The organism is Streptomyces sp. R302 (assembly GCF_012927245.1).
GTDB lineage: Bacteria > Actinomycetota > Actinomycetes > Streptomycetales > Streptomycetaceae > Streptomyces.
The window spans coordinates 144,511-166,866 of record NZ_JABBGE010000013.1 but is presented as its reverse complement, the minus strand read 5'-3'; the positions used below and the strand labels follow the sequence as shown (position 1 = coordinate 166,866).

The 22,356-nt window shown below is 73.7% G+C and carries 20 protein-coding genes and 1 tRNA gene; 10 read left to right on the top strand and 11 right to left on the bottom strand.

The annotated features are described in order from the left end of the window. Positions 1-59: 59 nt before the first annotated feature. The 6 genes from efeB to HHL19_RS32735 form a co-directional block, all read right to left on the bottom strand. Positions 60-1,430 carry an iron uptake transporter deferrochelatase/peroxidase subunit gene (gene efeB / locus HHL19_RS32760; protein ID WP_169094011.1) on the bottom strand — a complete coding sequence of 457 codons (1,371 nt, stop codon included), beginning with the start codon at positions 1,428-1,430 and terminating at the stop codon, positions 60-62. Next, the gene (locus HHL19_RS32755) at positions 1,431-3,311 is read right to left on the bottom strand and encodes a copper resistance protein CopC (RefSeq protein WP_240982028.1); all 1,881 of its coding nucleotides are present in this window, start codon (positions 3,309-3,311) and stop codon (positions 1,431-1,433) included. Positions 3,312-3,368: 57 nt separating this feature from the next. Continuing rightward, positions 3,369-3,821 carry a copper chaperone PCu(A)C gene (locus HHL19_RS32750; protein WP_169094010.1) on the bottom strand — a complete coding sequence of 151 codons (453 nt, stop codon included), beginning with the start codon at positions 3,819-3,821 and terminating at the stop codon, positions 3,369-3,371. Then, the gene (locus HHL19_RS32745; protein ID WP_169094009.1) at positions 3,818-4,552 is read right to left on the bottom strand and encodes an SCO family protein; all 735 of its coding nucleotides are present in this window, start codon (positions 4,550-4,552) and stop codon (positions 3,818-3,820) included. The genes HHL19_RS32750 and HHL19_RS32745 overlap by 4 nt, the downstream gene beginning before the upstream one ends. A 69-nt stretch (positions 4,553-4,621) precedes the next feature. After that, on the bottom strand, positions 4,622-5,371 hold the full coding sequence (locus tag HHL19_RS32740; protein ID WP_169094008.1) for a YcnI family protein: 750 nt from the start codon (positions 5,369-5,371) through the stop codon (positions 4,622-4,624). A gap of 147 nt (positions 5,372-5,518) precedes the next feature. Further along, entirely contained in the window at positions 5,519-6,298 is a 780-nt protein-coding gene (locus tag HHL19_RS32735) for a hypothetical protein (RefSeq protein ID WP_169094007.1), read from the bottom strand. Between the two features lie 250 nt (positions 6,299-6,548). Here HHL19_RS32735 and HHL19_RS32730 point away from each other — a divergent pair, with 250 nt between their 5' ends. Beyond that, positions 6,549-6,998 (top strand): ATP-binding protein, encoded by a 450-nt coding sequence (locus tag HHL19_RS32730; protein WP_169094006.1) that lies wholly within the window; start codon positions 6,549-6,551, stop codon positions 6,996-6,998. Between the two features lie 48 nt (positions 6,999-7,046). Here HHL19_RS32730 and HHL19_RS32725 read toward each other — a convergent pair whose 3' ends face one another. Next, entirely contained in the window at positions 7,047-8,504 is a 1,458-nt protein-coding gene (locus HHL19_RS32725) for an aminopeptidase P family protein (RefSeq protein WP_169094005.1), read from the bottom strand. Between the two features lie 184 nt (positions 8,505-8,688). Then, on the bottom strand, positions 8,689-10,182 hold the full coding sequence (locus HHL19_RS32720; RefSeq protein WP_169094004.1) for a PP2C family protein-serine/threonine phosphatase: 1,494 nt from the start codon (positions 10,180-10,182) through the stop codon (positions 8,689-8,691). 492 nt (positions 10,183-10,674) lie between these two features. Between HHL19_RS32720 and HHL19_RS37910 the strand changes: the two genes are divergently transcribed. Together HHL19_RS37910 and HHL19_RS32705 are read left to right on the top strand one after the other, a co-directional pair. Continuing rightward, complete coding sequence (locus HHL19_RS37910) at positions 10,675-11,493, top strand: bifunctional DNA primase/polymerase (protein ID WP_240982020.1); 819 nt, start codon at positions 10,675-10,677, stop codon at positions 11,491-11,493. Between the two features lie 150 nt (positions 11,494-11,643). Beyond that, positions 11,644-12,399 (top strand): hypothetical protein, encoded by a 756-nt coding sequence (locus HHL19_RS32705; RefSeq protein WP_169094003.1) that lies wholly within the window; start codon positions 11,644-11,646, stop codon positions 12,397-12,399. Between the two features lie 218 nt (positions 12,400-12,617). Here HHL19_RS32705 and HHL19_RS32700 read toward each other — a convergent pair whose 3' ends face one another. From HHL19_RS32700 to HHL19_RS32690, 3 genes are all read right to left on the bottom strand, one after another. Then, positions 12,618-13,595, bottom strand: coding sequence for a DUF5926 family protein (locus tag HHL19_RS32700; protein ID WP_169094002.1), 978 nt, complete (start codon positions 13,593-13,595; stop codon positions 12,618-12,620). 354 nt (positions 13,596-13,949) lie between these two features. Next, entirely contained in the window at positions 13,950-14,555 is a 606-nt protein-coding gene (locus HHL19_RS32695; RefSeq protein WP_169094001.1) for an ATP-binding protein, read from the bottom strand. Positions 14,556-14,632: 77 nt separating this feature from the next. Further along, positions 14,633-15,472, bottom strand: coding sequence for a glycerophosphodiester phosphodiesterase (locus HHL19_RS32690; RefSeq protein ID WP_169094000.1), 840 nt, complete (start codon positions 15,470-15,472; stop codon positions 14,633-14,635). Between the two features lie 187 nt (positions 15,473-15,659). Between HHL19_RS32690 and HHL19_RS32685 the strand changes: the two genes are divergently transcribed. The 7 genes from HHL19_RS32685 (at position 15,660) to HHL19_RS32655 (ending at position 22,356) form a co-directional block, all read left to right on the top strand. After that, entirely contained in the window at positions 15,660-17,189 is a 1,530-nt protein-coding gene (locus tag HHL19_RS32685; RefSeq protein ID WP_169093999.1) for a trypsin-like peptidase domain-containing protein, read from the top strand. A gap of 460 nt (positions 17,190-17,649) precedes the next feature. Then, a tRNA-Ser gene (locus HHL19_RS32680) sits at positions 17,650-17,736 on the top strand. 92 nt (positions 17,737-17,828) lie between these two features. Further along, the gene (locus HHL19_RS32675; protein ID WP_169093998.1) at positions 17,829-18,230 is read left to right on the top strand and encodes a hypothetical protein; all 402 of its coding nucleotides are present in this window, start codon (positions 17,829-17,831) and stop codon (positions 18,228-18,230) included. A 95-nt stretch (positions 18,231-18,325) separates the two neighbouring features. Next, the gene (locus HHL19_RS32670; RefSeq protein WP_169093997.1) at positions 18,326-18,850 is read left to right on the top strand and encodes an O-acetyl-ADP-ribose deacetylase; all 525 of its coding nucleotides are present in this window, start codon (positions 18,326-18,328) and stop codon (positions 18,848-18,850) included. Between the two features lie 388 nt (positions 18,851-19,238). Next, the gene (locus HHL19_RS32665; protein ID WP_043224849.1) at positions 19,239-19,544 is read left to right on the top strand and encodes a hypothetical protein; all 306 of its coding nucleotides are present in this window, start codon (positions 19,239-19,241) and stop codon (positions 19,542-19,544) included. Positions 19,545-19,831: 287 nt separating this feature from the next. Beyond that, positions 19,832-20,998 (top strand): acyl-CoA dehydrogenase family protein, encoded by a 1,167-nt coding sequence (locus HHL19_RS32660; protein WP_169093996.1) that lies wholly within the window; start codon positions 19,832-19,834, stop codon positions 20,996-20,998. A 359-nt stretch (positions 20,999-21,357) separates the two neighbouring features. After that, complete coding sequence (locus HHL19_RS32655) at positions 21,358-22,356, top strand: OB-fold domain-containing protein (RefSeq protein ID WP_169093995.1); 999 nt, start codon at positions 21,358-21,360, stop codon at positions 22,354-22,356.

The following is a 22,356-nucleotide window of genomic DNA, read 5'->3' as shown; positions in this document are numbered from 1 at the left end:
CCGTCACCCTAATGCGCCCCGGCGCCCTGCCCCGCCCCGTCTCAGCCCTCGGCCCGGCCTCAGGACTCCAGCAGCCGCTGGCCGACGTACTCGCCCTCGGCGGCCCCGCCCGGTACGGCGTAGAGACCGCTCGACTCGTGCCGGATGAAGGCCGACAGCGCGTCGCCCCGGTCGAGCTTCCGCTGCACGGGCACGAAGCCGCGCAGCGGGTCCGCCTGCCAGCAGACGAAGAGGAGTCCGGCGTCCGGGGTGCCGTCCGCGTCGATCCCGTCGTGGAAGGAGAAGGGCCGGCGCAGCATCGCCGCCCCGCCGTTCTGTTCGGGGGCGGAGATCCGGGCATGGGCGTTGTCGGGGATGACGGGCTTTCCGTCCGGGCCCAGCTTGTCCAGGTCCAGCGGAGTGGTCTCCGAGCCGCCCGAGAGCGGCGCCCCGTCCGCCTTGCGGCGGCCGATGACCCGCTCCTGTTTCTCCCGCGCCAGCCCCTCCCAGTCGTCCAGGAGCATCCGGATCCGCCGCACGACCGCGTAGGAGCCGCCCGCCATCCAGTCCTGGGCGCCGGGCGCCCCGGCCGGGACGAAGATCCGCCGGTCGAAGTCGGGGTCGGTGGTCTTCGGGTTGTTCGTGCCGTCGACCTGCCCCATCAGGTTCCGGGCCGTCATCGGGCGCGCGGTCGCCCCGGCCGAGCGGTTGAAGCCGTTCATCTGCCAGCGGACCCGGGCAGCGTCCCCGGCGTCCTTCTGGAGCGCGCGCAGCGCGTGGAAGGCGACCAGGGCGTCGTCCGCCCCGATCTGCACCCACAGGTCGCCCTCGGAGCGCTTCGGGTCGACCGCGTCGGAGGAGAAGGCGGGCAGCGGGTCGAGCTGCGCCGGGCGCCGGGCGGCGAGGCCGGTCCGGTCGAAGAAGGTGCGGCCGAAGCCGAAGGTGACCGTGAGGGAGGACGGGCCCGCGTCCAGCGCGATCCCGGTGTCCCCGGACGCCGGCGCCTCCCCCGCCATCAGCGTCCGCGCCGTCGCCGACCAGCGGCGCAGCAGCGCGGCGGCCTCCCTGCGGCCCGCGCCCGGCGCGAGGTCGAAGGCGATCAGATGGCCCCGCGACTGCAGCGGGGTGGTGATCCCGGGCTGATGGCGCCCGTGGAAGCCCACCTCGGTGGCCCCCACCGAGGTGAGGGCGCCGGAGCCGCCGGCCCCGGGCGTGGCGGTGCCGTCCTCCGAGACGGCCGCCGCGATCCCGGCACCGCCGGCGGCGCCGATCACCAGGCCGGCCGCGCCCGCCGCGCCGACGGTGCCGAGCAGCCGGCGCCGGGAGATGTCGAGGTGGCCGCTGTCGGAGACGGAGACGGAGGTGGAGGTGGAGGCGGAGGTGGAGGTGGAGGTGGAGGCGGGCGTGGTGCCGTCGGACGCGGGGCCGGTCACGGGGTTGCTCACGGTCATTCAGCCGATCTTGACGTTCTTCTCGATGGTGGTCTGGTCGATCTCGGAGGTACGGACCGTCACCTGGATCCGCCATTCGCCGGGCAGCGGGAGCTGGACGCCGCTCGCGCTCCAGTGCCCGGTCTGGATCCGGTCGGGGGCGACGGGAAGCGGGCCGACGCCCTTCTCCTCCAGGGTGAGGTTCACCTTGATCTCGGGGACGTCCAGCGGCTTGCCGTTGGGGCGCTCCACGAAGAGGTGCAGGGCGTTGGCGCCGGTGCGGCCCGGGTCGAGGCTGAGCCGGACGACGCCCTCGCCGTCCACGCCGCCGGTGTCGAAGGGGAGGCGGATGTCGACCGGGCGGTCGGGCACCGCGGCCGAGCCGGCCGTCGTCCCGCCGTTCCGGGCGGCCTCCTCGGTGCGGCCGGGCTCGGTGGAGGTGAGGACGGTGGTCACGGCGAGCAGGACGACGGCCACGGCGGCCTCGGTCAGCACCGAGCGGCGCAGGCCGGTCCGCTCGGGGTCCGCGTCCCGCGCCTTCTTCCGCCGGGCGGTGGCCACGGCGGCCCGCTGCCGGGCGAGCTGGGCGGCCCGCTCGGGATCGGGCCCGTCCTGAGGGTCCTGCTCCTGAAGCTCCTCTTCGGCGCTCTCCGGATCAGGCTCAAGCTCCTCCTCCCCGGTCTCCGACGCCGTCCGATCCGCCAGGCGACGGGTCCAGCGGCGGGATATCCAGGCGATGCCGACGAGTACCGCCATCAGGCCGATCTTCACCAGGAGCAGCTGCCCGTACCGGGTGCCGGTGAGGGCGGACCAGGAGCCGACCTGGCGCCAGGACTGGTAGAGGCCGGTGGCCACCAGGGCGGCGACCGAGACGAAGGCGACCCGGGAGAAGCGCTCGACGGCCGCGCGCTCGACGGAGGGCGCCCGGTAGAGGGCGACCAGCAGGGTGGTGAGCCCGCCGAGCCAGGCGGCGACCGCCAGGAGGTGCAGGATGTCGACCGGCATGGCGATGCCGGGCTGGATGCCGGTGGAGGCGTGCTCGGCGAGCGCCCAGGTGCCGGCGATGCCCGCGGCGACCACGGTGCCGCCGAGGCCCAGGCCGAAGGCGAGGTCCTTGCGCTCCTTGGGGTCGGTGCGCCGGGCGTACGCGCCGAAGAGGACGGCGACGAAGAGCGCGGCCGCCCCGAGCAGCAGCAGCCGGGAGGTGAGCGCGGCCCCCGTCTTGGTCTGGAGCACGGCCTGGAGCCCGGCCAGGTCGAAGACGTCGGCGAGCCTGCCGGAGCCGGTGTACGGGCCGCGGAGCAGCAGCATGGCCAGGGTGGCGCCGGTGAGGGTCAGCCAGCCCCGGACCACGGTCCGCTGCACGGGCCGGACGCCCGCGCCGCGCGGCCAGCACAGCAGCACGAAGGCGCCGCCGCCGACGAGGACGGCGAAGCCCGCGTACGACAGATAGCGCGCGATCCCGTAGAGGGCGCCGACGACCCCGCCGCCGGCCGTCTGCTCGGGCAGCGCGACCGAGGTGGCGGAGGGGGCGCCGATGGAGAAGGTGAAGGCCCCGGCGATGGGGTGGCTGTCGGCGGAGACGGTCTGCCAGGCGACGGTGTAGGTGCCGTCCGGCAGACCGGCCCGCAGGGCCACTCCGTACTTGACGACGGCACCGCTGCACAGGTTGATGATCTCGCCGGTGTCGGCGCGCCGGCCCGAGGGGTCGAGGACCCGGATCGAGTCGGCGCTCATCGCGACCTGTTCCGAGAAGATGAGGCCGACCTCCTTGGGAGCGGTGGCGACCACCGCCCCGTCGCCGGGGTCGCTCCCGGTCAGCGCCGCGTGCGCGGAGGCGGGGGCGGCGCCGGCGAGGAGCATGCCCAGGAGCGCGGCCGCGAGTACGAGCAGCCGGGCCAGGGCGGTACCGAGGCGGGGGGCGGTGGTTGTCGTCACTGTGTCACTCCGTCAACGAGCTCAGTGCTGCTGCGGGTTGTGGTTGGTGGCTTCGACGGGCAGCTCGACCGTGATCGGGTCGGCCTTCTCGAAGTGCAGCTCGACGCTGACCTTCTCGCCCTGCTTCGGCTTCTTCTTCAGCTCCATGAACATGAGGTGGTTGCCGCCCCGGGCCAGCTTCAGCTCCCCGTTGGCGGGGATGTCGAAGGCCTTCACCATCTCCATCTTCTGGTTCTTCGTCTCGTGCATCGTGACGTCGTCCGAGAGCGGGCTGGTGACCGAGGTGAGCTTGTCGGCGGTGTCGCCGGTGTTCTCGATGATGAGGAAGCCGCCGGCCATGTCCGTCACGGGCTGGGGCATGTACGCGCCGCTGACCTTCAGCTCGGGCTTCCCGCCGTCGGACGAGCACCCGGTGAGCGCGAGCGCGGCGGCGAGCGCGACGGAGGCGGAAAGGGCGGTGGTGCGGCGGGTCACGGGTTCTCCCCCTTGATGATCTTCGGCAGGTCCTTGGCGTAGTCGTCGACGGTGGCGTCCTCCCCGTACAGGACGTAGCCCTGGTCGGTGGTGGGGGAGAAGGCGATGACCTGGGCGCCGTGCATGGAGACGACGGTGCCGTCCTTCTCCTTCTTCGGCGGGTCGATGCCGATGCCGATCGAGCGGGCGCCCGCCTGGATCGTCGCGAAGTCGCCGGTGAGCCCGGTGAAGGACGGGTCGCCGAAGCCCGGCAGCCACTTGGCCAGCGAGGCGGACGTGTCCCGCTCGGGGTCGGTGGTGACGAAGACGACCTGGAGCTTGTCCTGGTCGGCCTTGGGGAGCTGCTTCTTGGCGATGGCGATGTTGCTCATCGTCAGCGGGCACACGTCGGGGCAGTTGGTGTAGCCGAAGTAGATGAGCGTCGGCTTGCCCTTGGTGCGCTCGCGCAGGTCGTAGCGCTCGCCCTTGGTGTCGGTGAGGACGAGGTCGGGCTTGGTGAAGGGGCGGTCGAGGACGGTGGCGGCCCGGGTCTTCTCGGTGACGCCCTCGATCCGGGCGATGCCGGAGGACGAGGCGTCCTTCTCGTCGTCGCCGCCGAGCCCGACCGCGGCGGTGATGCCGAGGGCGGCGACGATGGCGACGGCGGCGATGATCAGCGGGGTGCGCCGTCCGGGGCGGCCTGTGGTGCCGTCCCCGCCGCTCTGCGACGGGGACGTCTTCTCTGTGGACATGCGATGAGTGTCTTTCGGAGTACGGGAAGTACGAGACATGCCGGGGGTGCGGGTCGTGGCGGGGGTGCCTCAGGCCGAGCGGCGGCGGCCGTAGAGGACGCCGAAGGCGACGCCGGCGATGCCGACGAGGATGCCGACGACGCCGAGGACGCGGGCCGTGGTGTCGCTGGAGGAGCCGGACGCGGTCTCGGTGTGGTCGCCGTCCCCGTGCTCGTGACCGGCCTTCGCGTCCGCCGCGGCGGAGGCCGAGGCGGTGGGCGCGGCGCCGCCGCCGTGGTGGTCGGCGCCGGCGGCCGAGAGCTTCAGGACCGGGGCCGGGTTCTGCGGTTCCTCGGAGCCCTTCTGCTCCTCGATCCAGCGCACGACCTCGTTGTTGTCGTAGGTCTGGATGGCCTTGAGGACGAGCTGGTCGGCGTCCTCCGGCAGCTGGCCGAGGGAGAGCGGGAACTGCTGGAACTGGCCGGGGCCGATCTTCGAGCCGTCCGCGGTCCAGGTCACCTTGGAGACGGCCTCGTTGATCTGCTTGCCGTGCAGGGTCAGCGGCTTGTCCAGCTTGGACTTGGTGACCTCGGTCTTCCAGCCGGGAACGGGCTGCGGCATGACGGAGGCGAGCGGGTGGTCGAGCGGGAAGTTGACCTCCAGCTTCACGGTGGAGGCGTTGTCGCGCTCGTTCGGGACCTTGATGTTCACGGTCGCGTAGCCGCCCTTGGCGGCCTCGCCCTGCGGCTGCACGCTCACATGGGCGAAGGCCGTGCCCGACAGGAGGACGACGGAGGCGGCGGCGGTGCCGGCGGCGAGGGCGACGCGGGACAGGTTCATGTGGAGACACTCCGGCTCGGTGAAGGGGCCCGTGGCGGGCCCGCGAGAGAGAAGGCGGTCCGGTCCGGCGGCCCGCGGCGCCACGGGCGGACCCGGGGCGGAGGGGCGCGGACGGGCGCGGCCCCGCTCCCCCTGGAGCGGACCGCGTCAGGCTGCGAGGACGCAGGCGGCGGCCGGCGGGCCGCGGCGGATCACCGTGTGCTGGAGTGCCCCGGCCACCGGCGGCGGCGGGGAGTCGAGGGCGGTGCGGAGCCGGCCGCGCGGACCGGCCGGGGCCAGCGCCGCCAGGCCGGCGAGCAGGGCCCGGACGAGCCGGAGCGCGGCGCGCAGGGAGCGTACGGGCACCCCCTCGGCGAGCTCGCCGGCGCGCTGCTCGGAGAGCTCCACGAGCCGGACGAGGGCCAGGTCGCCCCGGCGCAGCAGCCAGCCGGCCACCAGGGCGGCGAGCAGATGCCCGAGGGCCATCGGCAGGCTCGGCAGCAGCGCGTCGGCGGGCGCGGCGGCGGCCCCGTGCAGGCCCGCGTGGGCGGACGTGGCCGCCGGGTCGATCCCGGCCCGGCTGAGGATCCCGGCGGCGTCGCCGGGGGTGAGGTTGGCCGCGCCCGAGCCGCAGACGAGCTTGGCCGCCATCCGGACGAGGGCGTCGTCGGCCTGGGCGCTCAGCGCGAGCTGCCGCTGTCCGAGGCCGAAGAGGAGATGGAGCCCCAGCTGTCCGCCCGCGAGGGTCGCGACGACGAAGCCGAGCGAGCGCTCGCGCCCGGTGAGCAGGACCGTGACCCCGAAGACGCCGAGGAAGCCGGCGAGGAGGGTCCACAGGGCGATGCCCGCGCAGGCGGCGAGGGCGTGGCCGAGCGCGGACAGCACGACGCAGACCGCGGTGAACACCGCGGCCCTCAGCAGCCGTGGAGCGAGCGCGGGGGCAGACATGGCGGCCCCATCATCGCACCAGGGCACCCGCCCGCAGGAGGCAGGTCCGCAAGGTCGGCCTTGGGAGTGTTCGGGAGGACATCCACCGGGACATACCCCGGATATCCACCGGGGTCTACCCCGGACATACACCGGCCCCGGGGCCCCTCGCATCCGCCGAACGGGCGCTCTTGACCGGTTCACGCGCTTACGGAGGGCCGTCCCCGGCAATAGCTAGGGGTATGTCGAGCCGCTGCCGGGAGGCTGGAGCATGAGCATCTGGTGGTCACTCCATCTGCGGCGCGAGGCCGCGAGCGTGCCGCTCGCCCGGCGCCTGTTCCTCGGCACCATGGAGACGGCCGGGGTGGATCCCGACGTCTCCTACGAGCTGTCGGTGGCCCTGACCGAGGCGTGTGCCAACGCGGTCGAGCACGGCGGCACCGCCGCCGCGGGCCGGGCCTCGGAGGCGTACCGGGTGACGGCCTTCCTCGACGGCGAGACCTGCCGCATCGAGGTCGCCGACGCCGGCCCGGGCTTCCCGGGGACGCCGCACGCGTCCGCCCCGGCCGCCCGGCCGGACGCCGAGAGCGGCCGCGGCCTGCGCCTGATCGAGGAGCTCTCCGACCACGTCCAGTTCGGCCGCTCGGGCCGGGGCGGGGCGGTCGTCAGCTTCGACAAGATCCTGAAGTGGAAGGACAGTCCGTCCCTCCTGCTGGCATGACGAGGCCCCGTCGGCGAGGTCGCCGACGGGGCCCGTACGCGTGGGGCGTCAGCCCTTCAGGCCGGCCATCCACGCCTCGACCTCGTCCGACCGGCGGGGCAGCTGGTCCGACAGGTTCCGGTTGCCGTCCTCCGTGACGAGGATGTCGTCCTCGATCCGGACGCCGATGCCGCGGTACTCCTCCGGCACGGTCAGGTCGTCGGCCTGGAAGTACAGCCCCGGCTCGACGGTCAGGCACATGCCCGGCTCCAGGGTGGTGTCGACGTACGCCTCGGTGCGCGCGGCGGCGCAGTCGTGGACGTCCATGCCGAGCATGTGGCCGGTGCCGTGCAGGGTCCAGCGGCGCTGGAGGCCCAGCTCCAGGACGCGCTCGGCCGGGCCCTCGACGAGGCCCCACTCGACGAGCTTCTCGGCGAGCACCCGCTGGGCGGCGTCGTGGAAGTCGCGGTAGGCGGCGCCGGGCTTCACCGCGGCGATGCCCGCCTCCTGCGCCTCGTACACGGCGTCGTAGATCTTGCGCTGGACGTCGGTGTACCGGCCGTTGATGGGCAGGGTGCGGGTGACGTCGGCGGTGTACAGCTCGGTGGTCTCGACGCCGGCGTCGAGCAGGAGCAGGTCGCCGGAGCGGACGGCGCCGTCGTTGCGGACCCAGTGCAGGGTGCAGGCGTGCGGGCCGGCGGCGGCGATGGTGCCGTAGCCGACGTCGTTGCCCTCGACGCGGGCGCGCAGGAAGAAGGTGCCCTCGATGTAGCGCTCGCTGGTGGCCTCGGCCTTGTCGAGGACCTTCACGACGTCCTCGAAGCCGCGGGCGGTGGAGGCGCAGGCCTTCTCCAGCTCGGCGATCTCGAAGTCGTCCTTGACCAGCCGGGCCTCGGAGAGGAAGACCCGCAGCTCCTCGTCGCGCTCGGCGGTGACCTTGTCGGTGAGGGCCGCCTCGATGCCGGCGTCGTGGCCGCGCACGGCACGGACCGGGCCGGTGGCCTCGGTGAGGGCGGCGGCCAGCTCGCGGACGTCCTTCGCCGGCAGGCCGAGCAGCTGCTCCGCCTCGGTGAGGGAGTGGCGGCGGCCGACCCACAGCTCGCCCATGCCGTCGAGCCAGAACTCGCCGTTCTCGCGGTCCGAGCGGGGCAGCAGGTAGATCGTGGCGTCGTGGCCGGTCGCGGTCGGCTCCAGGACGAGGACGCCGTCGTGGGTCTGGTCGCCGGTGAGGTACGCGTACTCGGTGGAGGCGCGGAAGCTGTACTCGGTGTCGTTCGACCGGGTCTTCAGGTTGCCGGCCGGGATCACCAGGCGCTCGCCCGGGAAGCGGGCGGAGAGCGCGGCGCGCCGGGCGGCGGTCCGCTCGGCCTGCGGGATCGGCGCGAGGCCGGTCAGCTCCGTGTCGGCCCAGCCGGACTTCATGCTCTCGGCCAGCTCGTCGGACACGCCCTGGTACAGGCCGTTCTTCCGCTGCTTGATCGGCTCCTCGGCCTCGTCCGGGGTCTCCGGAGTGAGCTCATCGGCCACGGGTCTGCCTCCTCTTGGTACGACACTGAACCCCCTCCATCGTACGGTCGTACGGAAGGGGGCCCAGGGCCGGAAGGCCCATCACCGTGCGGTCATCGCCGGAGCCGTGCGGTCACCGTGGGAGCCGTGCGGTCACCGTGGGAGCCGTGCGATCACCGCGGGAGCCGTGCGGTCACCGGTGGGATCAGTCGAAGCGGGCGGCGAGCAGCACCACGTCCTCGCCCTCCACCGCCGGGTCGAGCCCGTCCGGGAGCACGGTCCGCAGGACGTGATCGGCGATCGCGCCCGGATCGTCCCGGTCCGTCCTGGGCACGCTCGCGGCGGCCGCGTGGAGCCGGGCGAAGGCCCGGTCGATCGGGTCGCCGGTACGCCGCAGCAGCCCGTCCGTGTACAGCAGCACCGTTTCTCCTGGCGCGGGGGACAGCTCCACGCTGGGCGCCTCCCAGCAGGAGAGCATGCCGAGCGGGGCGGAGAGGGAGGTCTCCACGTACTCGGTGCGGCGCTCGCCGATCAGCAGCGGCGGGGTGTGGCCGGCGCCGGCCAGGACGAGCCGGCGGTGGGCCGGCTCGGCGTAGGCGAAGAGGGCGGTGGCCGAGCGGGCCGGCTCGGTGAGCCGGAGCAGCAGCTCCAGGTCGGAGAGGACGGCGACCGGGTCCTCGCCCTCCATCACCGCGTACGCGCGCAGCGAGGCGCGCAGCCTTCCCATTGCGGCGAGCGCGCTGGGCCCGGTGCCGGAGACGGAGCCGACGGAGAGCCCGAGGGCGCCCTCGGGGAGCGGCAGCGCGTCGTACCAGTCGCCGCCGCCCCGGGGGCCGGTGCGGTGGCGGGCGGCGAGCCGGACCCCGGGGACGCGGGGGAGCCGGCTCGGGAGCAGCTCCTCGGCGACCGTGGCGACCTGGACGCGGGCCCGCTCGACCTGGAGGAGGTGGGCGAGGTGCTCGGTGGCGAAGCGGCCGTAGAGGCCGATGAGGTGGCGCTGGCGGTCGGTGGGGGCGGCCGGTTCGTCGTAGAGCCAGACGCCGGCGCCGATCCGGCCGGCCTCCTCGGTGGCGAGGGGGAGGGCGTAGCTGGCGGCGTAGCCGAGTCGGGCGGCGACCTCGCGGTGGCGGGGGTCGAGGCCTTCCTCGGTGCGGACGTCGTGGATGGCGATGGGTTCCGGGACGCGGTCCGGGTCGGACGGGTCGGGGAGCCCGTCGAGGAGGCGGCCGTAGCTGGTGGCGCCGCGGGGGACGGTCTCGATGGTGCCGAGGTCGGCGTGGGCGAGGCCGAGGCCGATGGTGGCGGTGGGGCCGAGGCCGTCGGCGGGTTCGAGGACGGCCATGCCGCGTCGGGCGCCGACGAGGGCGGCCCCGGCGCCGAGGAGCTCGTGCAGGGCCTCGTCGAGGGTGGCGGTCCTGATGAGCCGCTCGGTGAGTTCGTGGAGGGTGGTGAGGTCGGAGACCCAGCCGGCCAGGCGGTCCGTGATCTGGGCGCCGGGTCCGGGGGCCGCGTCGGCCGGTGCCGCGGCGGCGGGGACGCCCGCGAGAGGCGCCTTAGTGTGCGGTGGCGCGGGAACCGTGGAGTCGATTCCGGCCACTTTCGGAAGGTGTTGCTGCAGATGTTTCGGCAGGTGCGGGGTGCTCATCTCGGTCGGCTTTCCGACCGGTGCGTTTGACGCCATGGCATCGCAAACCCCCATGTCATATTGCGCCGCTCGATGTCTCCACATGTACACGCACCCGAGGAGCGATGTCCAGCATTGTCCCGATGGGACTTGTGGTGTCCGGGTGGCGTTCCGCGAGCTTGTGCGCAGGGGTTGAAGTGGGCTGGAAGTTGGCTGAAAATTGCCCCCAGTGTGCACCATTTGCGGTCGACTGGCGTCGTTTGAAAGCGCGTCATTCTGAGCGTGTGGGGTACGTAATCGATGACAGGCAGGGGCAGTTGACGGCGCCCCGGGATCGAGAAGCGGAACCCCGGCGTCGTACGGGCCGCAGGCCGCAGCCCCTCCCCGCGTGGCGGGGATCGTGTTCTGAACCGGCTTCGACCTGACTGTGACCCGGCCCCGTTCCGGCCGGCCCCGCCCTCGGCAGGGCGACGCACCGCCGACGCTGTACGCGCTGATACGCACGGTGAAGAGATCTGCACATGGTGTGATGTGGATTCGGCGTTCAACGGAAAGGAACGAGCGCTCATGCGCGAGATCCTCGGAAGGCGACGCAGGCTCCGGTCCCGGCGCAAGGCGAGGACCGCACGGCAGGACGCGGCGGTCGGCTTCGCGGTCGAGTGGGACTGGCCGGTCCTGCCGGGAGTGGGCCTGGCGGAGCCCGCCGGTACGGCGAAGACCTCCCGCCGCCGCGGCCTGCGGGCCGTCTCCGGAGCCGCCGTAGCGGAGCGGTCCGGCACGGGCCGTGCGGAGAAGTCCGGTGGCGGGCGTCCGGCCGAGCGGTCCGGGGGCGTGTCGCGGACCGGCGGCGGCGACGGGCCGGTGTGCGCCTGTCCCGACCCGGAGTGCGTGGTCCCCGGCGCCCACCCCTTCGACCCGGGCCTGCTGGCCGCCACCACCGACGAGCGGATGATCAGCTGGTGGTGGACCCGGCGCCCGGACGCCCCCATCGTGCTGGCCACCGGCGGCCGCGCCCCCTGCGCGGTGAGCCTCCCGGCGCTCGCCGGCGCCCGTGCCCTGCGGGACCTCGACGCGATGGGCATGCGGCTCGGCCCGGTGGTGGCGACGCCGACCCGCTGGTCGATCCTGGTCGCCCCGTACGACCTCGAACGACTCGGCGAGCTGCTGTACACGAAGGACAGCGTGCCGAGCTCGCTTCGGTTCCACGGCGAGGGCGGCTATCTGCTGCTGCCGCCGTCCACGGCGGGCACCGGGCAGGTCCGCTGGGAGCGGGAGCCGCTCGCCGGCTCGGCCCGCCCCTGGCTGCCGGACGTGGAGGCGGTCGTCGACGCCCTGGTCGCGGCGAGCACGGCCACCCCCGGCGGCGGCAGCCGGCTCGCCTACTGACCGTTCACCCGAACGGGTGTGTCCCGGGCCGACGCGTACGGGAATCCGGCGCGCGGCCCGCCGGGCGCCCCTCCGGCGCGGGTAGGTTCGGCCCACCGTCCGTGATCGTTCCCGGCCGGGAACGGTCCCCGAACAGAGCAGGTGGGTCGCATGAGTCGGCTGAGTCCGGCGCAACTCCGCATGGCCGGCCTCGGCACCGCCGTCGCGCTCGCCGTCCTCGTCCCCCTGGCCGCCACGGCGGGCCAGCCGGACGAAGCACCACCGTCGACGGCCCACGCTCCGGCGGGTGACGCCAAGCCGGGCGGGGCGTCCGGCGGGCTGCTGGGCGAGCTGGGGCTCGGCGGGGAGGACGTGACGGGGGGAGCGGACCGTACCGGCGGAGGGGACCGTATCGGCGGAGCGGGCCGTACCGGCGGGGAGGACCGTATCGGCGGAGCGGGCCGTACCGGCGAGAGTGCCCGGCCCGCCGCTCCGGTGCCGGCCCCCGCACGCGCGCGTGCCACCGCCGCCCCGACGGCCGCCGTCCCGAACGCCGCCGCCGCGGGCGCGCCCGAGCGGGTCAGCCGCTGCGGTCCCGAACTCGCCTCGCCCGAGGGCGTCGAGGCGCAGACCTGCGTCCTGTCCGAGGGTCCAGACGTCTGGGCGCGGACCTACTACCGCAATGCCACCGGCCGGGAGATCGACGCGATTCTGACCCTCATGGCGCCCGGCGGCCGGACGGTCCAGGTGCGGTGCGCGGTCCCCGCGCGGGACGAGCCGGACACCTGCGAGACCCCGAGGGAGCCGGGTACGGGCGCCGCACGCGCGCATACGGCGGTGGCGGAATTCGCGGGGAAGGAAGAAGGCGGCGACGCACCGCTGCTGCTCCGCTCGGGCAGCAACACGGCCGAGGACGAAGCGAGTTGAGAAACCGCCCGGGCGCGACGGCGGGGCGGACATGGAAACGCCCGGTCGCTGGCGACGGGGGATGCACCAGCGACCGGGCTTCCAGAACGGTAACAAGAGATCTGCGGTTCGCAAATTCGATCTCGGTTATTCGGACAGGGATTTACCGCTCCGTAGGTACCGCTGTGGCGGAAGTCACCGACTGATCGGTCTGTCAGTCACCGATACCACCTGGGGTATCAGCTGAGAGTGACCTGACGGTTCGTGAGGCCGCCGCGCGCACGACGCTCCTCGGCGGTGAGCGGGGTGTCCACGGCGAGCGCCTCGGCCAGTCGCCCGGCGAACTCGGCGGCGGGCTTCTCGCACTGCTCGGCGGTCATCGCCGACGGCAGGTCCCACACCGGGACCATCAGGCCGTGGGCGCGGAAGGAGCCGACGAGACGGGTGTCCGGGCCGAGCGAGGTGGTGCCGGCGGCCTGGAGGCGGGCGAGCGCGTCGAGGAGCTTCTCCTCCGGGTGCGGCATGACCCAGCGCAGGTGGTTCTTGTCCGGGGTCTCGCACCAGTAGGCGGCGTCGACCGAGGCCAGCTTCTCCGTGGGGATCGCGGCGGCGTTGGCCCGCTCCAGGGAGGCGGCGACCTCGGGCTCGGCGCCGTCCGCCGACTTCGGGATCCAGAATTCGAATCCGGTGTGCACCTCGGGCACGAAGGGCGCGTCCGTGTCGAGCAGGTCCTGGAGGCGCGGGCCCTCGGGCTCGACGCGGCGCGGCGGCACCGGGTTGCCGGGCTCGGTCTCCAGCGCGCGCTGGAGGGTGTCGGCGAGGTCGCGGGACAGGTCGCCGGAGGTGCCGTCGTTCTGCAGGGCGAGCAGGACGGAGCCGTCGTCGCGGCGGAGCGCGGGCCACGCCATCGGCAGGACCGTCGCCAGCGTCACCGACGGAACGCCCTCGGGCAGCCCGCCCTTGAGGGTGAGCGGCACGGTGGCGGCGGGCACCAGCTCGCGCAGCGCGACCAGGTCGCACTCGCCCGGCAGGCCCTCGAAGGGGCGCTGGACGTGCTCGGTCACGGCGTGCGCGGCGGCCCGGCCGTGGCACGCCTTGTAGCGGCGGCCCGAACCGCACGGGCACGGCTCGCGCGCGCCGACGACCGGGATCTCCCCGTTCGTGACCTGTGCCTGGCCGCTCTTGCCGGCCTTCGTCTGGGGGCGCTTCTTGGCCATGGTGTGGCTTTCTCCCGATCGCGGTGCTGTGTCGGGCGCGAGCCTAGCCGCCCGGACGCCGCCACAAGCTCAGCCGTGCCATGACCACCCGACGGATCGGATACGAGCTCCGCCCGCGGATCGGATACGGGCTCCGCCGACGCGCCCGCCGGCCCCGGAGCCGTATCCCCGAACAGGCCGGAAACGAACCCCGCGCACCCCGCACCGGAACGCGGCCGGGCGCCCTGGAAGGGACCCCCGGTGGGTCGGAACGGAACCCCGGCGGGTCGGAAAGGAACCCCCGGTGGGCCGGAAAGGAACCCCCGGTGGGCCGGCGGCGAGCCCGAGCCCGGGTCCGGGGCCGGGCCCGCCGCCTCAGTCCAGGTCGTCGTACGCGTCGAGGAGGTCGAAGCCGGAGCCGCCGGAGCCGACCCGGGCCGCGAAGTCCTCGCGGCGGTGGCCCTCCGTGACGATCACCCAGACGGTGACCTCGCCCGTCGCGCTGTCGCGCACGCCCCAGTCCTGGGCCAGGGCGCCGATGATGGTGAGCCCGCGTCCGCCGCGTGCAGTGACCGAGGGCGTCGACGGGACGGGTCTCGTGGGACCGCCTCCGTCCGTCACCTCGATCGTCAGCCCGCCCGACGGATCGAGCCGCCAGGCCGCCAGCACGTCGCCCTCTCCCCGGTCCGCCCGGCCCAGCGGCCTGCCGTGCCGGTAGGCGTTGCTGAGCAGTTCGGACAGGATCAGGACCGCGTCGTCGACGACCGATTCCGACACCCCGCCGCGGTACAGCTCGTCCCGCATCCGGTGTCGCGCTTCCCCCACGCCCGCAGGGCCATGGGGTACGGCCATGCTCGACGACGTGGGCACCTTCTGTGCCACCACCAACGCCACCCCCGAGACCTCCTTCGCCCCACGCCACGGTGTGGATGCCCCGGTGACCGCGACCGGAAACCGCCTGTTCCGGGTGGGGTGGAGCACAAGTGACGATCGCGTACGCGCCGAACGCGCCGGTGCGCACCCCCCGGGCGCCCCGGCGGAGCGCCCGGGGGCGTGGTTCAGGAGCGTCCGAGCTGTTCGAGGACGGCCTTGGGGCGGTTGGTGATGATCGCGTCGACGCCCAGGCGCAGACAGAGTTCGACGTCCTCCGGATCGTCCACCGTCCAGACGTGGACCGGGTGGCCGGCCTTCTGCAGGCGCAGGATGACGGCCGGATGGTGACGGACGATCCGGATGGAGGGACCCGCCACGCGCGCGCCCGCGGGGAGGCGTCCGTCGCGCAGCCGGGGGGTGACGAACTGGGCGAGCGAGACGGTCGGGAGCGTCGGCGCGGCGGTGTTGATCCGGTGCAGGGAGCGGGCCGAGAAGCTCATGATCCGTACCGGGGACTCCTCGGGTGCCACGGGCGCGTGCAGGCCGAAACGCTCCAGGAGCGCGAGGAGCCGCTCCTCGACCTGGCCCGCCCAGCGGGTGGGGTGCTTGGTCTCGATGGCGAGCTCGACCCGCCGGCCCGCGTCGGAGACCAGCTCCAGGAGGCGCTCCAGGGTGAGGACCGAGGTGTACTCGGGGTCGCCCCAGTCGGGGATCTCGCCGGGCTCGCCGGAGTCCTCGCGTTCCTTGAACTTCTTCCAGGCGCCGAAGTCCAGCGCGGACAGGTCGGCGAGTTCGAGCGTGGAGACAGCCCCGCGGCCGTTCGACGTACGGTCGACGCGGCGGTCGTGGACGCAGACCAGGTGCCCGTCGGCCGTGAGCCGGACGTCGCACTCCAGGGCGTCGGCGCCGTCCTCGATGGCCTTCACGTAGGCGGCCAGGGTGTGTTCCGGCGCGTCTTCCGAGGCTCCTCGGTGGGCGACGACCTGGACGGGGCCGGGGTGCGGTTGCTGCCGTGCGTGGGTCACCGCGTCATGGTGCCATTGGCAGGGCGGCCGGGGCACACCGGACCTGCCCGTTCTGCCCGGATATAAAGAATGGGGTGCGTACGCACAGCTCCGCCTTACCGCGGCCTGACGCCTGGTGGGAAAAGCTGTGCCCAGCACCCTGGAGCGACCGTCACCGTCCCCGCGCCGTGAACGAGGAGAGCGAGCTGTGAGCACCGAGAACGAGGGCACCGAGGTTCCGGCGGACCCGACTGCCCCGTCCGCCCCCGCCACGCCGCCCGCCCCCACCACCCCGCCGCCGGCCGCGCCGCCCGCCGCGCAGCCGACCGGGCAGGTCCCGCAGCAGCCCGAGGAGGCCCCGCGGGCGCAGCAGCCCGCGGCGCCGTCGGGCGCGGACGAGACGACCAGGATCCAGCCGCCGCTCCCGCCCGCGCCCCCGGCTGCCGCCCCCGCTCCCGCTCCCGTACCTTCGGTGCCCGCATCCGCCCCGTACGCGCCCGTGCACGCCCCCGAACACGCGGCGGCGGCCGCCGGGGGCGGCGGCTGGCCGCCGGCGCCTCCGACCGTCCCGGCCTGGGGCGAGCCGGTCCCGGCCCTGCCCGCGGACCAGTCCGCGCCGCGCAGGCGCACCGGCGGGCTCGTCGCGGCGGTCCTCGTGGCGGCGCTCGTCGCCGGCGGGATCGGCGGCGGCATCGGGTACTGGGCGGCCCAGCGCGAGGACGGCGGCACGGCGTCCACGACGGTCTCCTCCGGCGACGCCCCCGCCTCCTTCAAGCGGGAGCCGGGCACGGTCGCGGCGGTCGCCGCGAAGGCGCTGCCGAGCGTGGTCACCATCCGGGCCAAGTCGGGCGGCGTCCAGGGCGAGGGCGGCACCGGCACCGGTTTCGTCTACGACCGGGAGGGCCACATCGTCACCAACAACCACGTGGTGGCGTCGGCGGCGGAGGGCGGCACGCTCTCCGCGACCTTCTCGGACGGCCGGACGTACGACGCCGAGGTCGTCGGCCGGGCCGAGGGCTACGACGTGGCCGTGATCAAGCTCAAGAAGGCCCCGAAGGGGCTGAAGCCGCTGCCGCTGGGCGACTCGGACAAGGTGGCGGTCGGCGACTCGACGATCGCGATCGGCGCCCCCTTCGGCCTCTCCAACACGGTGACGACCGGCATCATCAGCGCCAAGAACCGTCCGGTGGCCTCGGGCGACGGCGGCGGCAGCAACTCGTACATGAGCGCCCTGCAGACCGACGCCTCGATCAACCCCGGCAACTCGGGCGGTCCGCTGCTCGACGCGGCCGGCGCGGTGATCGGCATCAACTCGGCGATCCAGTCCACCGGCGGCAGCTACGGCCAGTCGCAGGCGGGCTCCATCGGCCTCGGCTTCGCGATCCCGGTGAACCAGGCGAAGGCGGTGGCCGAGCAGCTGATCAAGACCGGCAAGCCGGTCTACCCGGTGATCGGCGCGACCGTGAACATGAACGACAAGGGCGAGGGCGCACGGATCGCCGAGCAGGGCGCGGGCGGCACGGACGCGGTGACGCCGAGCGGCCCGGCGGCCAAGGCGGGCCTGCGGCCCGGCGACGTGATCACGGCCTTCGGCGACCACCCCATCGACAGCGGCCCGTCGCTCATCAGCGAGATCTGGACGCACAAGCCGGGCGACTCGGTGAAGATCACCTACGAGCGCGACGGCAAGACGGCGACCACGACGGTGATCCTCGGCGAGCGCACCGGCGACAGCTGACGCACGCGCGCGTAGGGCCACGAAAACGGCGCCAGGGAGAACCAGAACCCCCCGGCGCCGTTCTTCGTACCCTCGGAGGCCCTAAGGCCGTAGATGCCCTTGGAGGCCCTGACGCTTCCGTACGGGGCTTCTCCGTCCCGCTCACCTGGAAGCCGAGCTGCCCGGGCAGGCCATCATCCATCCCACGAGTGGCGTGACCATGTCATAGCTGACCCGTCGATCGTGCCCTGCACCCTGCGACCCTCTGTTCTTCTCAAGGAATGTGGAGATGTCGTGAAGGGGGCTTTAGTCCGGCGATCGCGGCGATCGCGGCGATCTCCAGGCACTCATGGCATTACAGAATCATTCCGGGCACACACCCCAACCCTCCGCGAATCCCCCGCCCCGTCCGGCGGCCCGCCGCCTCCTCTCCCCACCCGGTACGCTGTAGCCCGCTCCGCCCCAAACGGTCCGGAGCGAGGGTGGGTTGCCCGAGCGGCCTAAGGGAACGGTCTTGAAAACCGTCGAGGCAGCGATGTCTCCGTGGGTTCAAATCCCACACCCACCGCGGTGTGCGCGAGCCTTCGGCCGGTGTGTCCGGTCGGGGGCTCGTGCCCGTTTGCGGGGCGGAACGGGAGTGGCGGGGGAGGGGGCGGGGGCGTGGAAGGGGCGCGGTTCGTCAGGTTCCAGGGGGTCGTCCGGCATCCGCGCGGGCACTTTCCCGGGGTTTTCGTGCTTGCCAACGAACTGGCGGCGCAGGGGCGGTTGAGTGAGGAGCAGTACCGCTTCTGGCGGGCGGCCAACGACTGGTACGACGTCCACTACCCGAATCCGAGCCGTGTCGACCCCTCCGTGTACGACCCGGCCGTGCACCCCGGGGCGGTGGCGTGGTTCAAGGCGTCCGCCGTCGAGCTCATCGCGCGCGTGGACGGGTATCTGGAGCTGCTCGCCGCCCATGGTGTCGAGTGCCGGCGGCTGGAGTCCTCGGATCCCGGGCGGATCCTCTACGAGGACGCCTATCAGGTGGTCGTGGCCGCCGAGGGCTCCGTGGGCGGCGTGTAGGGGGCGGTGGTATTCCGCGTGCCGTGGGGGGCGGGTGGCGGGAGGATGGTGGGGAGTGTGGGGAGTGTGGGGAGTGTGGGACGGAGGCGGGTGGCGTGGTGCGGATCGTGCTGGTGCGGGGGGACATCACCGAGGAGGTGGTGGACGCGGTGGTGAACGCCGCGAACTCGTCGCTGTACGGGGGTGGGGGTGTCGACGGCGCGATCCATCGGAAGGGCGGGCCGGAGATCCTCGCCGCTTGCCGGGAGCTGCGGGCGGCGCGGTACGGGAAGGGGCTGCCGACCGGGCGGGCGGTCGCGACGACGGGCGGGCGGTTGCCGGCGCGGCATGTGATCCACACCGTGGGGCCCGTCTGGTCGGAGAGCGAGGACCGGTCGGCGCTGCTGGCGTCCTGCTATCGCGAATCCCTGCGGGTGGCCGATGAGTTGGGTGCTCGTACCGTCGCCTTTCCGGCGATCTCCACGGGGGTCTACCGCTGGCCGATCGACGACGGGGCGCGGATCGCGGTCGACGCCGTGCGGCAGGTCGCGGCGGCGGGGACGGGGGTCGAGGAGGTGCGGTTCGTGCTTTTCGACGCGAGGGCGTACGCCGCCTTCGAGGCTGCGGTCGCGAGCGAGTAGAACGTCTTTTTGGGGGTCCTCTTCTTGTGCGGGGTTGAGGGGGTGGTCGGTGCCGTGTGCGGTCCGGTTTGTCGGGGGTTCTGGCGGAACGCTTCCTCCCTTGCGGCGTAACGGATCCGGGGTGGTTTCGCGGGTGCCGTCCGCGGTGAGCTGGGGGTTTCTCGGCTACGAAGGGTTTATCGGCTTGTCCTCACGCTTGCGGGGGAATCGGGTGCTCCGGGGTGGTTCGCCGGGGATTCGGTGGGCAACTCTGGATTCGCGACGTCGAGCAGAAAACGACCGGGGCGGTCGGCCAACTTCCCTGGTCAGGGCCGGAGTTCATGGCCTGCCTTCAGTGATCCGCATTTCCGTGCACAGCAGACTGGCTTCAGTTCCCGGAGGAACAGACATGGCAAGCATCCGTACCGCCCGCATCGCCGCCGCCGTCGTCGCCCTGCCGCTCGCCGCAGCCCTCTTCGGCGGCGTGGCGCAGGCCGACAACGGCGGTTTCGCGGACGACGGATCGAACACGAGCGTCGCCACGATCATCGGCAGCGGCGTGGGTGGCGACAACAACGGCAACTCGACCACCACGCAGCAGGTGGCGACCGGCTCCGGTGCCTCCAACCAGAACAACACGGCGAGCGTGAACGGCTCCGCCTTCACCCACATCTCGCAGGCGAACAACACGGTCAACTTCTACCCGTGGTGGTGACCAGCCCACGGGCCCGGCCCGAGGGGGCGTGACCGCGGTGTGAACGGCGGCCCGCGCGCCGGTACTTCGGTACCGGTCGCGCGGGCCGCCTCGCCGTTTCGCGGGCGTGCCTCGCCCTTTCCGCGGCCGTGTCTCGCCGTTTCCGCCGGCGTGCCTCGCCGTTTCCGTCAGGGCGCCGTGACGCGGCGACCTTCACGCGGCGACCTTCACGAGGTGACCTTGACGAGGTGATGGGATCTGACGGATAGTCAGAAACCTTCGTCGTCGCCGCCCCGGGAGGCCGTCCCGTGCACCTCGCCCCGACCGAGCGGCAGCTCCGGCTGCGCGCCGAACTCCGCGCGTACTTCCGCGAGACGATGCCCGACGGGCCGCCGCCCGCGAGCGACGGCGCCGCGCAGCGCCGGCTGCTGCGGAGGATCGGCGCCGACGGGCTCCTGGGCCTCGGCTGGCCGGAGGAGTACGGCGGCGGCGGCCGTGGCCCCGACGAGCAGTTCGTCTTCTTCGACGAGGCGTACCGGGCGGGCGCCCCCGTCTCGATGGTCACCCTCAACACCGTGGGCCCCACCCTCATGCGGTACGGCACCGAGGAGCAGAAGGCCGCCTTCCTGCCGCGGATCCTGCGCGGCGAGTGCGTCTTCGCGATCGGCTACAGCGAGCCCGAGGCCGGTACGGACCTGGCCTCGCTGCGGACCCGGGCGGTGCGCGACGGCGACTCCTGGGTCGTCGACGGGCAGAAGATCTTCACCTCCAACGCGCAGAACGCCGACTGGATCTGGCTCGCCTGCCGCACCGACCCCGAGGCGCCCCCGCACCGGGGCATCTCCCTCCTCCTCGTCCCCACGGACGCCCCGGGCTTCTCCTGGACCCCGATCGACACGGTCGGCGGGCTCACCACCACCGCGACCTACTACGACGGGATCCGGGTCCCGGCCGGAAACCTGGTCGGGGAGGAGAACGGCGGCTGGGCGCTGATCACCGAGCAGCTCAACCACGAGCGGGTCGCGCTCGCCGCGATCGGCATGCAGGCGGAGGACTTCTTCGCCGCCGCGCTCGACCGCGCCCGCACCCCCGATCCGGTGAGCGGGCGGCGCCGGACCGACGAGCCGTGGGTGCGGATCCGGGCCGCCGAGGCGCACGCCCGGCTCGCGGCGACGCGCCTGCTCAGCTGGCGTCTGGTGGGGGACGTGGGGGCCGGTCGGCTGACCCCAGGCGACGCCAGCGGAGTGAAGTTCGCCGGCACCGAATCGGCGGTGGAGGTCTACCGGATCTGCCAGGAGATCGCGGGCGGCGCGGGCGTGGTGCGGGCGGGCTCGCCGGGGGCGTACGACGACGGCGAGCTGGAGCGGATGAACCGCGCCGCCCAGATCAACACCTTCGGGGGAGGGGTGAGCGAGGTGCAGCGCGAGATCGTCGCGCGGGCCCGGCTCGGCATGCGGGGAAGGGGCCGGCGATGAGCGGGACCGGACAGGAGCGGGGCGGACAGGAGCGGGTCGGGGAGGAGCGGGGCGGGCAGGAGCGGGGCGGGCAGGGTGAGCGGGGCGCGCAGGAAGGACGGGGCGCGCAGGAGGGGCGGGGCGGGCAGGAAGGACAGGGCGCGCAGGAGAGGCGGGGCGCGGAGGAAGGGCGGGGTGGGCCGAGCGGACCGGGCGCGCAGGAGGGGCGGGGTGCGGAGGAAGGACGGGGTGGGCAGGAAGGGCGGGGTGGGCCGAGCGGAGCGGGCGGGCAGGAAGGGCGGGGTGGGCCGAGCGGACCGGGTGGGCAGGAGGGACGGGGCGGACCGGGCGGGCAGGCCGGGCAGCCTGGGCAGGACGCGTTGTACGCGCTCCTGAAGGCGTACGAAGGGCGGCCCGCGGCCGTCGGGGGGCGGGGCAAGGACCCGGTGAACCTGCCGATGATCCGGCACTGGTGCGAGGCCATGGGGGACGCGCACCCGGCGTACCGGGGGCCGGACGCGGTGGCGCCGCCGACCATGCTCCAGGCGTGGACGATGGGCGGGCTCTCCGGGCACGAGGACCGATCGGAGGCGTACGGGGAGCTGCTCGGCCTCCTCGACGGCGCCGGATACACCTCGGTGGTCGCCACCGACTGCGAGCAGGAGTACCTGCGCCCGCTCCGGCCCGGCGACGAGATCACCTTCGAGGCCGTCGTCGAGTCCGTCTCGCCGCGCAAGACCACCAAGCTCGGCACCGGCCACTTCGTGACCACCCGGATGGACGTCCGGGCGGGGGGCGAGCTCGCCGGCACCCACCGCTTCCGGATCCTCAAGTACGCCCCCGCCGACCGCCCCGCGAAGGCCCCGGACCGCCCGCGGCGGCCCCGGCCGGTGGTCAACCGGGACAACGCCGGGTTCTGGGAGGGCGTCGCGGCGCACCGGCTGCTGATCCAGTGGTGCACGGCCTGCGGGACCCTCCGCTTCCCCTGGCTGCCGGGGTGCAACGCCTGCGGGGCGGCGGAGTGGGACACCGTCGAGGCGGGCGGCGCGGGGACGGTCTACTCGTACGTGGTCATGCACCACCCGCCCTTCCCGGCCTTCGACCCGCCGTACGCGGTCGGTCTGATCGAGCTGGCCGAGGGCGTCCGGATGATCGCGAACGTGGTGGGGGTGCCGTACGACAAGGTCCGGATCGGGATGCCGGTCCGGCTGGAGTTCCAGCGGATCGACGAGGAGCTGGTGCTGCCCGTCTTCCGCGCCGTGTACGCCGCCGGAGCCGGAGCCGGAGCCGGAGCCGGAGCCGGAGCTGGAGCTGGGGCCGGAGACGAGGACGGCGGGGACGGCGGGGACGCCTCGGAGCCCCGGGAAGGGGAGCGCTGA

Excerpts from the sequence above, each read along its gene's own strand:
- HHL19_RS32705 (WP_169094003.1), top strand. The coding sequence starts at position 11,644 with ATGAGTCGGCTGAGTCCGGCGCAACTCCGCATGGCCGGCCTCGGCACC.
- HHL19_RS32745 (WP_169094009.1), bottom strand. The coding sequence starts at position 4,552 with ATGTCCACAGAGAAGACGTCCCCGTCGCAGAGCGGCGGGGACGGCACC.
- HHL19_RS32730 (WP_169094006.1), top strand. The coding sequence starts at position 6,549 with ATGAGCATCTGGTGGTCACTCCATCTGCGGCGCGAGGCCGCGAGCGTG.
- HHL19_RS32665 (WP_043224849.1), top strand. The coding sequence starts at position 19,239 with ATGGCAAGCATCCGTACCGCCCGCATCGCCGCCGCCGTCGTCGCCCTG.
- HHL19_RS32740 (WP_169094008.1), bottom strand. The coding sequence starts at position 5,371 with ATGAACCTGTCCCGCGTCGCCCTCGCCGCCGGCACCGCCGCCGCCTCC.
- HHL19_RS32700 (WP_169094002.1), bottom strand. The coding sequence starts at position 13,595 with ATGGCCAAGAAGCGCCCCCAGACGAAGGCCGGCAAGAGCGGCCAGGCA.
- HHL19_RS37910 (WP_240982020.1), top strand. The coding sequence starts at position 10,675 with ATGCGCGAGATCCTCGGAAGGCGACGCAGGCTCCGGTCCCGGCGCAAG.
- HHL19_RS32720 (WP_169094004.1), bottom strand. The coding sequence starts at position 10,182 with ATGGGGGTTTGCGATGCCATGGCGTCAAACGCACCGGTCGGAAAGCCG.
- efeB (WP_169094011.1), bottom strand. The coding sequence starts at position 1,430 with ATGACCGTGAGCAACCCCGTGACCGGCCCCGCGTCCGACGGCACCACG.
- HHL19_RS32735 (WP_169094007.1), bottom strand. The coding sequence starts at position 6,298 with ATGTCTGCCCCCGCGCTCGCTCCACGGCTGCTGAGGGCCGCGGTGTTC.